The organism is Streptosporangium sp. NPDC020072 (assembly GCF_040631445.1).
Lineage (GTDB): Bacteria > Actinomycetota > Actinomycetes > Streptosporangiales > Streptosporangiaceae > Streptosporangium.
Window position 1 is genome coordinate 49440 of sequence record NZ_JBEYAB010000001.1, and the last position, 9240, is coordinate 58679.

8 protein-coding genes are annotated in these 9240 nt (G+C 68.7%); 4 read left to right on the forward strand and 4 right to left on the reverse strand.

Going from position 1 to position 9240, the window contains the following annotated elements; all coding sequences use genetic code 11:
• Positions 1 to 300: 300 nt before the first annotated feature.
• The 4 genes from ABZ470_RS00245 to ABZ470_RS00260 all read left to right on the forward strand — a co-directional run bounded on the left by ABZ470_RS00245 (position 301) and on the right by ABZ470_RS00260 (position 3991).
• Positions 301 to 549, forward strand: a complete 249-nt coding sequence (locus tag ABZ470_RS00245) for a hypothetical protein (protein ID WP_362908964.1) — start codon at positions 301 to 303, stop codon at positions 547 to 549.
• Between the two features lie 431 nt (positions 550 to 980).
• Positions 981 to 2024: a mechanosensitive ion channel family protein gene (locus ABZ470_RS00250; RefSeq protein ID WP_352010678.1), complete on the forward strand. Its 1044-nt coding sequence runs from the start codon at positions 981 to 983 to the stop codon at positions 2022 to 2024.
• Positions 2025 to 2033: 9 nt separating this feature from the next.
• Entirely contained in the window at positions 2034 to 2432 is a 399-nt protein-coding gene (locus tag ABZ470_RS00255; RefSeq protein ID WP_362773388.1) for a globin, read from the forward strand.
• A gap of 29 nt (positions 2433 to 2461) precedes the next feature.
• Entirely contained in the window at positions 2462 to 3991 is a 1530-nt protein-coding gene (locus ABZ470_RS00260; RefSeq protein WP_362909631.1) for an alpha-amylase family glycosyl hydrolase, read from the forward strand.
• A 62-nt stretch (positions 3992 to 4053) separates the two neighbouring features.
• Here ABZ470_RS00260 and ABZ470_RS00265 read toward each other — a convergent pair whose 3' ends face one another.
• From ABZ470_RS00265 to ssb, 4 genes are all read right to left on the reverse strand, one after another.
• Positions 4054 to 4470: a thioesterase family protein gene (locus tag ABZ470_RS00265; RefSeq protein ID WP_352010676.1), complete on the reverse strand. Its 417-nt coding sequence runs from the start codon at positions 4468 to 4470 to the stop codon at positions 4054 to 4056.
• 97 nt (positions 4471 to 4567) lie between these two features.
• Positions 4568 to 6232 carry an energy-dependent translational throttle protein EttA gene (ettA, locus tag ABZ470_RS00270; RefSeq protein ID WP_352010675.1) on the reverse strand — a complete coding sequence of 555 codons (1665 nt, stop codon included), beginning with the start codon at positions 6230 to 6232 and terminating at the stop codon, positions 4568 to 4570.
• A gap of 26 nt (positions 6233 to 6258) precedes the next feature.
• Positions 6259 to 7314: a GGDEF domain-containing protein gene (locus tag ABZ470_RS00275; protein WP_352010674.1), complete on the reverse strand. Its 1056-nt coding sequence runs from the start codon at positions 7312 to 7314 to the stop codon at positions 6259 to 6261.
• A gap of 1000 nt (positions 7315 to 8314) precedes the next feature.
• The gene (gene ssb, locus ABZ470_RS00280; RefSeq protein ID WP_362908967.1) at positions 8315 to 9085 is read right to left on the reverse strand and encodes a single-stranded DNA-binding protein; all 771 of its coding nucleotides are present in this window, start codon (positions 9083 to 9085) and stop codon (positions 8315 to 8317) included.
• Positions 9086 to 9240 lie beyond the last annotated feature (155 nt).

A 9240-nucleotide genomic window follows, 5' to 3' on the forward strand; every position in this document is an offset into this window, starting at 1 on the left:
ATTCGGGTATCGCACTGCGCCTAGAGAGAATAATGGACCACCGTTGCCCCACCCGGAACGCGCGAATGAGGCCACCGGCTAAGGATCGTCCTCTGATGGACTGTTTCTTTCAACCTCCTTGGCAGAATGCGCATCCCGATCTTGGTTAACCCGGCATTGACCCGTCGGACTCGGTGAGTCATCTTTGGCCAACCAGCGTCGATTCGCGTAACCGACCAAACACGGTTCGATGACGAATCGGCTGAATCCAAGAGGAGGAACGAGGTGGGGGAAGACGGCTTCGGGCACCTGGAGCGGTTGGTGTCAGAACTTGACGCTCGCGGGTTGCACGCCCGGGTGGTACGGACCCATACGGGCCGCGCCTTCGTCCGCGTGATCAACCCGAACGCGACCAGCCTGGCGGAGAACGTCACCTGCCGCGCGCAGACCGCCCACAGCCACCGCGACTGGTACTACTGGTGGTCCTGGGGGGAGCGGATGCACACGGCCCAGGACCCTGCCGGCGCGGCGACCAAGGTCGCCCGAGTGCTCGCCGCGGTGGGGGAGTGAACTAGGCGGCGAACCGGATGGGATCGCAGCCATCCGGTCCGTCGTACCCGTCGCGGCGCGGCGGAGCCGGTGGGGCGCCCGGTGCGGAGCGTCCTCGGGACGCTGGGTTCCCCACCGGCTTCGAGAACGAGGTCAATCTGTCGTGGGCGCCCCGCGGGGCGGCCGACACGACGACAAGCCGCCGTCCGGACGAAACTCCGGACGGGGATCGGAGGGATTCCTCCCGGAACGGCACGGGACACGCTTCCGGGTGCGTGCCCCGCGCCGGGCCGTTCGTCACCGGACTGTCCGGACCAGCCTCCAGGGCCTGGATCCGGTGTTCCCGTCCTCCCCGGCGTGATGTGACGACGGCCGGTTCGCTCGGCAATATAGGTAGGTCACGTGACTTGCCCCCATTTGCCAGACGAACCGATCCGGGAGGGATCTTCTCCGTGTTCCTGCTCGTCCCCTCACCCACCCCCACCGTGACACCGTCCCCCACACCGTCACCGTCGAGCCTGCCCGGCCTGGAGGACCTCACGAACATGGGAGCGGCCTTAGTGAACGGTGCGTGCGGACGTGACGGCGGGATAATCTGCGAACTCGCGCAGACCGTGCTGCCTCCGGCGTGGGCCCCCTTCGTCGCGAGTGTGCTCGCGACACTGATCGCCATTGTGCTGATCACCGCCGTCGCGCTGATCCTGCGCAAGGTGGCGGTCCGCCTGATCACCGGAATCGTGCAGCGGGCCTCCTCCGGCAGGCCGACCCTGGCGGGACGGCTACGGGGCAAGGATCCCGCCCCCCTCGAAGGCCTGGACGCCATCATGGCCGAGCGGCGCAGGCAACGGGCCGAGACCATGGGGTCCGTGCTCAACTCGACCGCCTCGGTCATCATCCTGGGCACCGCCGCCCTGACCATCCTCGAACGGCTCTCCGTCCCCATCGCCCCCGTGCTGACCAGCGTCGGCATCCTGGGCGTCGCGATCGGCTTCGGAGCTCAGGAACTGGTCAAGGACTTCATCGCCGGCATGTTCATGCTCCTTGAGGACCAGTACGGCGTCGGCGACGTGATCGACGCCGGTGCCGCGTCCGGGACGGTCGAGGCCGTCACCCTGCGCATCACCAGGCTGCGCGACGCCGACGGCCGGGTCTGGTACGTCCGCAACGGCACCATCACCCGCGTCGGCAACGAGTCCCAGGGGTGGTCCCGTGCCACGGTCGACGTGCCGGTCGCCTACACCGCCGACATCCCCGTGGTCCGCGACCTGCTCAGGAAGGTCGTCGAGGAGATCTGGAACGACCCCGACTACCGCGACTCCGTCGTCGTCGAGGAGCCGCAGGTCTGGGGGATCGAGCAGATCTCCGGCACGGCGGTCGTCTTCCGGGTCAACGCCAAGACCATCCCCTCACACCAGAGCGAGATCGCACGGGAGCTGCGTATCCGCATCAAGTCGGCGCTCGACCAGGCTTCCATCCCCATAGCGAACGTCGCTTAGGCTTGGGGCGTGTCCGCCAACCCCGAGGAACCCCAGTCCTTCTACGACGCCGTCGGTGGCGAGGAGACCTTCCGGCTCCTCGTCCACCGTTTCTACGAGGGCGTCGTCAAAGACCCCCTGCTCTGGCCGCTCTACCCCCAGGACGATCTCGCCGGGGCCGAGGAGCGGCTGCAGCTCTTCCTGATGCAGTACTGGGGCGGTCCGACCACCTACAGCCAGCAGCGTGGGCACCCGCGCCTACGCATGCGGCACAACCCGTTCGTCATCCGCTCCGCCGAGCGTGACGCGTGGCTGAAGCACATGCACGACGCGGTCATCTCCCTGGAGTTGCCCGAGGAGCTGGAGAAGCGCCTGTGGGACTACCTCGTCTACGCCGCGCACAGCATGGTCAACGCCCCTGACGCATAAACCCCGCCGGGCAGGGGCAGCCCATGCACATGAAAATCCCCTGGTGGCGTGACGCCGTCGTCTACGAGATCTACGTACGCAGCTTCGCCGACGCCTCGGGAGACGGCGTGGGCGACCTGCCCGGTATCAGGGGGCGGCTGCCGTACCTCGCCGATCTCGGTGTCGACGCGATCTGGCTGACGCCCTTCTACCGCTCCCCCATGGCCGACGGGGGCTACGACGTGGCCGACTACCGTGACGTCGATCCGCTCTTCGGCACGCTGGCCGACTTCGACGCCCTCGTCGCCGACGCCCACACGCACGGCCTGCGGGTGATCGTGGACATCGTGCCCAACCACAGTTCCAGCGAGCACCCCTGGTTCAGGGCGGCGCTGCGCGGCGAGAACCGCGACCGGTACGTCTTCCGCGACAGCGGGGATCTGCCGCCCAACAACTGGCAGTCCACCTTCGGCGGCCCGGCCTGGACCAGGACTCCCGACGGGCAGTGGTACCTCCACCTGTTCGCCCCCGAGCAGCCGGACTTCAACTGGCGCGACCCACGGGTGCACGCGGAGTTCCTCGACGTGCTGCGGTTCTGGCTGGACCGTGGGGTCGACGGGTTCAGGATCGATGTGGCGATGGGCCTGTACAAGGCGGAGGGGCTTCCCGACGCCCCCGCGACGGATCAGGCGTTCAAGGGCGAGTCGCCCATCTGGGGCAGGCCCGAGGTCCACGAGGTCTACCGGCGCTGGCGTGAGGTGCTCGACTCCTACCCCGGCGAGCGGATGGCCATCGGCGAGGTGTGGACCGACTCCGCCGAGGATCTCGCCCGCTACGTCCGGCCCGACGAACTGCACCAGAGCTTCAACTTCGCCTGGCTTGAGGCTCCCTGGTCCGCGACCGCCTTCCGCAAGGTCATCGACGACACTCTCGCCGACATGACCGCCCCCACCTGGGTGCTGTCCAACCACGACGTGGTCAGGCACGTCACGAGGTACGGCGAGGGCCTGCCCAACTCCACGACGGGGCTGGCCCGGGCGCGGGCGGCGCTGCTGGCCATGCTCGCCCTGCCCGGCTCGGCCTACCTCTACCAGGGCGAGGAACTCGGCCTTCCCGAGGTCCGGGACCTGCCCGCCGAGGCCCGTCAGGACCCCATCTTCGCCCGTTCCGGTGGGACTCTGCCCGGACGGGACGGCTGCCGGGTGCCCCTCCCCTGGTCCGGACAGGAGCAGCCGTACGGCTTCGCGCCCGAGGGCACCGCGCCCTGGCTGCCCCAGCCGGTCGAGTGGACGGCGCTGAGCGCCGAACGGCAGGCGGACGATCCGGGATCGACCCTGAGCTTCTACCGGCAGGCCCTGCGCGCCCGCCGGGGACTGCGCGGCGCGCTGCCCGACGGCCTCACCTGGCTGGAGAGCGAGGAGGACGCGTTGTTCTTCCGCCGGGGTGCGCTGACGTGCGTCGTCAACTGCGGGGTCGAGGCGGTACCGCTGCCGCCGCACGACCACGTCGTGATCGGCAGCGCCCCGGTCGAGGGTCACCTGCTGCCCCCGGACACCGCGGCCTGGCTCCACACTCCCTGACGATCGCCTCCGGTCCCCGCGCCCGTCGTACGGCGGGCGCGCCGGCCGTTTCCGGCGACGGCTCAGCCGGCTATGAGGAAGCGCTCCAGGTAGTCGAGCTCGTGCTGCTCCAGCCTGCGCGGCCTGGCCTTCTCCACGTCGTAGGCGACGAGCACCGACCTGGCCCGGACGAAGAGCGTCTCATCGTCGACGATCTCGTAGTTGAGGACGAACTTCACCGGTTTGATCTCGGTCACCCAGGACTCGACCCTGACCGGGTCCGCGCGGAAGGTGAGAGGACGCCGGTAGTCGATCTCATGCCTGGCCACCACCAGGCCGCTGAAGATCTCCCCGCCCTCACGGTGCAGGTCGAGGTGGAACATCTCCAGGCGCGCGTCCTCGAGATAGTCGAGGAACCTGACGTTGTTGACGTGGCCCTGGGAGTCGATGTCGGCGAACCTGACCGCCCTGAGGAACACATGCCTGCGGGAATCGCTCACGGTCTCTGCCAAGCTCTGTTCAAGCACAAGCAAGAAGGTAGCGATTCCCCGGCTCCCGGCGCACGGCGGGGGCGCGCCGGGAGCTCGGAGGAGGACATCAGTCCCGGGTGAGCTTGCGGTAGGTGACCCGGTGCGGGCGGGCCGCGTCGATCCCGAGCCGCTCGATCTTGTTCTTCTCGTAGTCGGCGAAGTTGCCCTCGAACCAGAACCAGTTCGAGCCCTCCTCCCACGCGAGGATGTGGGTGGCGATGCGGTCGAGGAACCACCGGTCGTGCGAGGTGATGACCGCGCAGCCGGGGAACTCCAGCAGGGCGTTCTCCAGGCTGGAGAGCGTCTCGGTGTCGAGGTCGTTGGTCGGCTCGTCCAGCAGCAGCACGTTGCCGCCCTGCTTGAGGGTCAGCGCGAGGTTGAGCCGGTTGCGCTCGCCTCCGGACAGCACGCCCGCCTTCTTCTGCTGGTCCGGCCCCTTGAACCCGAACGCGGCGATGTAGGCCCGCGAGGGCATCTCGACCTGGCCGACCTTGATGTAGTCGAGCCCGTCGGAGACGACCTCCCAGACGTTCTTGGCCGGGTCGATGCCACCCCGGCTCTGGTCGGCGTAGGAGATCTTGACGGTGTCGCCAACGATGATCTTTCCGGCGTCGGGCGTCTCGCCACCGGTGATCATCCGGAACAGCGTGGTCTTGCCGACGCCGTTCGGACCGATGATGCCCACGATGCCGTTACGCGGCAGGTCGAACGACAGGTTGTCCATGAGCACCCGGTCCTCGAAACCCTTGGTGAGGTTCTCGGCCCGGATGACCGTGGTGCCCAGGCGGGGACCCGGCGGAATCTGGATCTCCTCGAAGTCCAGCTTGCGGTACTTGTCGGCCTCGGCGGCCATCTCCTCGTAGCGCTGCAGACGCGCGCGGCTCTTGGTCTGGCGGGCCCTGGCGTTGGAGCGGACCCACTCCAGCTCCTCCTCCAGGCGCTTCTTGCGCTTGGCGTCCTTCTGCCCCTCAAGCTTGAGGCGGGCGGCCTTGGCCTCCAGGTAGGTGGAGTAGTTGCCCTCGTAGGGGTGGCAGCGGCCCCGGTCGAGCTCCAGGATCCAGTTGGCCACGTTGTCCAGGAAGTAGCGGTCGTGGGTGACGGCCAGCACGGTCCCGGGATACTTCTCCAGGTGCGCCTCAAGCCACTGGACACTCTCGGCGTCGAGGTGGTTGGTCGGCTCGTCGAGCAGCAGGAGGTCGGGCTGCTCCAGCAGCAGCTTGCACAGGGCGACCCGGCGCCGCTCGCCACCGGACAGCAGGGTGACGTCGGCGTCGGGCGGCGGGCAGCGCAGGGCGTCCATCGCCTGCTCAAGCTGGCTGTCGAGGTCCCACCCGTTGCGGTGGTCGAGGGCGTCCTGAAGCTTGCCCATCTCCTCAAGCAGCTCGTCGCTGTAGTCGGTCGCCATCAGCTCGGCGATCTCGTTGAACCGGTCGAGCATGGCCTTGGTCTCGGCGACGCCCTCCTCGACGTTGCCGAGCACGGTCTTGGACTCGTTGAGGGGGGGCTCCTGCTGGAGCATGCCGACGGTGAAGCCGGGCATGAGCCGGGCATCGCCGTTGGACGGCTGCTCCAGGCCTGCCATCATCCTCAGCAGCGTCGACTTCCCGGTGCCGTTCGGCCCGAGAACGCCGATCTTCGCACCCGGCAGGAACGACAGCGTCACGTCGTCGAGGACGACCTTGTCACCATGCGCCTTGCGCACGCGCTGCAGTGTGTAGATGTACTCCGGCATGTCCCCTAGCTTAGAGCCTGACGGACTCAGCTAGGGGCGGCCTCCGGCCCCGGCCGCCTCGCCGGGGGGACGGGCGTCGCTGGCAGGCAGATCCGGTCTCGTCCGAGCTCCTTGGCACGGTAGAGGGCCAGGTCCGCCGCGGCGAGCAACTCGATCAGGTCGTCTCCGTGCATGCTCATGATCGCGACGCCCGCGGAGATCGTGACGGTGACCATGTTCTCGTCCGCGGGTACGGCCATGCGGCCGATGCGGGAGCGCAGCCGTTCCGCGACCCGGCGGGCCTCGGTCACGTCGGCCCTGGGCAGCAGGACGACGAACTCCTCGCCCCCGAAGCGTCCGACCACGTCGTAGTCACGCAGCTGACTGCGGATGGTCGCCGCGACCCCGATCAGCACCTGGTCGCCGATCAGGTGCCCGTAGGTGTCGTTGACCCTCTTGAAGTGGTCGATGTCGACGATCAGCAGGGCGAGCGTCTCACCGGTACGGCGCGCCCTGACGATCTCGGTGTCGGCCTCCCGCTGCCAGGCGGCGGCGTTGAGCAGCCCGGTCTTGGGATCGGTGCGGGCCGCGGCCTGGAGCTGGGCGTGCAGCAGGCTGCGCTGGAGCAGCACGACCGGCGGCAGCGCCAGCGCCAGCAGGGCGAGATTCACCCCGCACGCGATGGCGACGAGGACCCCCAGGCAGAGCTCGACCACGTCGAGCATCAGGCTCTCGCGGTCCCACAGCACCTCCCGCCAGCGGGTGTCAGGGACGGCGGTGTGGGCCGCGATGGCGATCAGCGCGGTGTTCAGAACCGTGAACAGGACGGCGCAGCCGATGGCGACGAGGATCGGCCCGCCCGTCCCCTGGGTCGGGATGTCCAGCTCACCGACCACGCTGTGGAACAGCACCGAGGCGGCTCCCCCGGCCAGGCTGATGGCGGCGGAGCTGAAGACCCTCCGGTAGACCACTGTCTCGCGCACCCGCTTCTGCAGCAGGATCTGCAGCGGAATGGGCGCCAGAAGAGCGTAGACCGGCGGCAGCAGCAGGGCCGCGGGCAGCCACCAGGCCGACAACAGGTCACGGGAGACACCCGCGGGCATACCGAGCCTTCGGGTCGCCTCGATACAGACGGCACCGCAGGCCATCAACGCGACGAAGGTGAGTAGATCGTGCCAGTGGAAGTCAGCAGATGCGGCGAAAAACCCGATTGCCGTGAAATCCAGCACCACGATGCCGCAAAGATAGACAACCAGTGGACGGCGCTGCCCAAGGATGGGCCACCGATCGGCCAGAGTCGTCACAGTGTCGCGCGATTTGACCGAGGTGTGACTGGGAGCCGCCATGTCGTCCCCTTCTCCGACTAACGATGTGTAACACGATAGTTGCGGAGTGTGCGCCGCGCGATGGGAACCGCTACCTTGGCGGAGTGGCTCCACTTGTCAGGTGGCTCACCGTTGGGGACCGAGCTCAGCCGAAGAACGGTCCATGGAGGAAAGGAGCAGCCCATGCTGCGAGGTGTGACCTGGACATAGGCCCTGCCCGCTAGATCTCTCACCTCCCGCGGCCGCTTCAGGCGGCATCTCGCGACGTTCCACCCCGTCCCGCGAAAACACCGCGCAAGCTTCGTGTTCGACGTGGGAACCCGGGATGTCCCGGTCCCCCAGCCGGTTGGACCCCTCCTTTCGCGGTGCTCCGCTGATCTGAGCATCGCCGACACAGACCACCAACCGGGCGCACCGCCGATCGCACACCGCTGATCAACGCGCTGCCGACCACACCCATCCGACGCGAGCGTCACCCGGCGATGGCGACCGCCATCCGGCCGGACGAGTCACTTCCGTGGCGTGTGGTCCGTCCGGCGCGCCCTCGTGCGGTGCGCCGGTGGACCATGGCGAACCGACGGGGCGGCCCGCGGGCCCACCGGGAGATCTGCCAGGCCGGACCGTACGGTGCTCCGGGCACCCGGTGGGACCACCTCCGCCGGTCGCTCCGGCACCTCGTCCTTTATGGCGTCCCTTATGACGTCCTTCGAAGGGTCGGCATCCTCTCACTCCCGGTGAGGATGCCGACCACGAGTGCGGGGGAACTCGGGTCTGCGGTTCAGGCCGCCGGATGCGCCTGTGTGGGCCAGGGCGTCTCGTCCTCCGACTCGGCCTCGTCCGGCTCACGCGCCGTGCCCGTCGCCCGCCCGGGGCCCTGGCTCGTCTGCCCTGCGTCGCGGGCCGCCCGACCGCGTCTTGTGCCGGTCCGGCTCGCCGTTCCGCCTCCTGAGCCCCCGGGTGAGCCTCCGGAGCCACCGGACTCCCCCGAGGCGCCGGGACCCGTGGAGTCTCCGGGCGCCTCGTCCTCGTCGGCACCGCCTCTCACCAGGGACAGGGAGCCGGAACCGTCCGCGAGAGCGGGGTGGGGATCGGGGGCGAGGGATGCGGCGCCTCCGCCCATGGCCCAGTCGTGGGTCTCCCTGTCGAGCTCGTGCCGCTCCTGCCTGCCCAGCACCGGGGCCGCCCCGCCCCGCTGGGGTTTGCTGAAGCTGCCCAGGCCCCAGCGCAGGTCGTGCCCCAGTGAGCTGGCCTCGACCTCAGGCAGGAAGCGGCGCTCACCCTCATGGGTGAACTCGCGGATCCGCAGGCGCCCCTGGACGACGACCGGCTGGCCGGCCCGGATCGACTGGGCGACGTTGTCGGCCAGCCCGCGGAAACAACGGATGCCGAAATACGTCGTCTCGCCGTTGCACCACTGCTGGCTTTCCCGATCGAAGTAACGGCTTGTCGAGGCGACCCTGAGCGAGGTGACCCGCGAGCCGTCCGGGAAGGTGTGCTGGCGGGGCGCAGCCGCGACGTTGCCGGTCAACGTGATGTGGATGTCGTTCATCGTGCCTCCCAGGAGAACGGGCCAGGTGCCCGGCGTGTGAAAGACACAGTGGCCCGCGCGGACCGGAACCCGGCGGGCCGAACGGCGTTCTGTGGAAAACTCAGGCGCCGGGACGGGGCTGTGGAAAACCTTCCGGATAATCCACCGGAAATCGG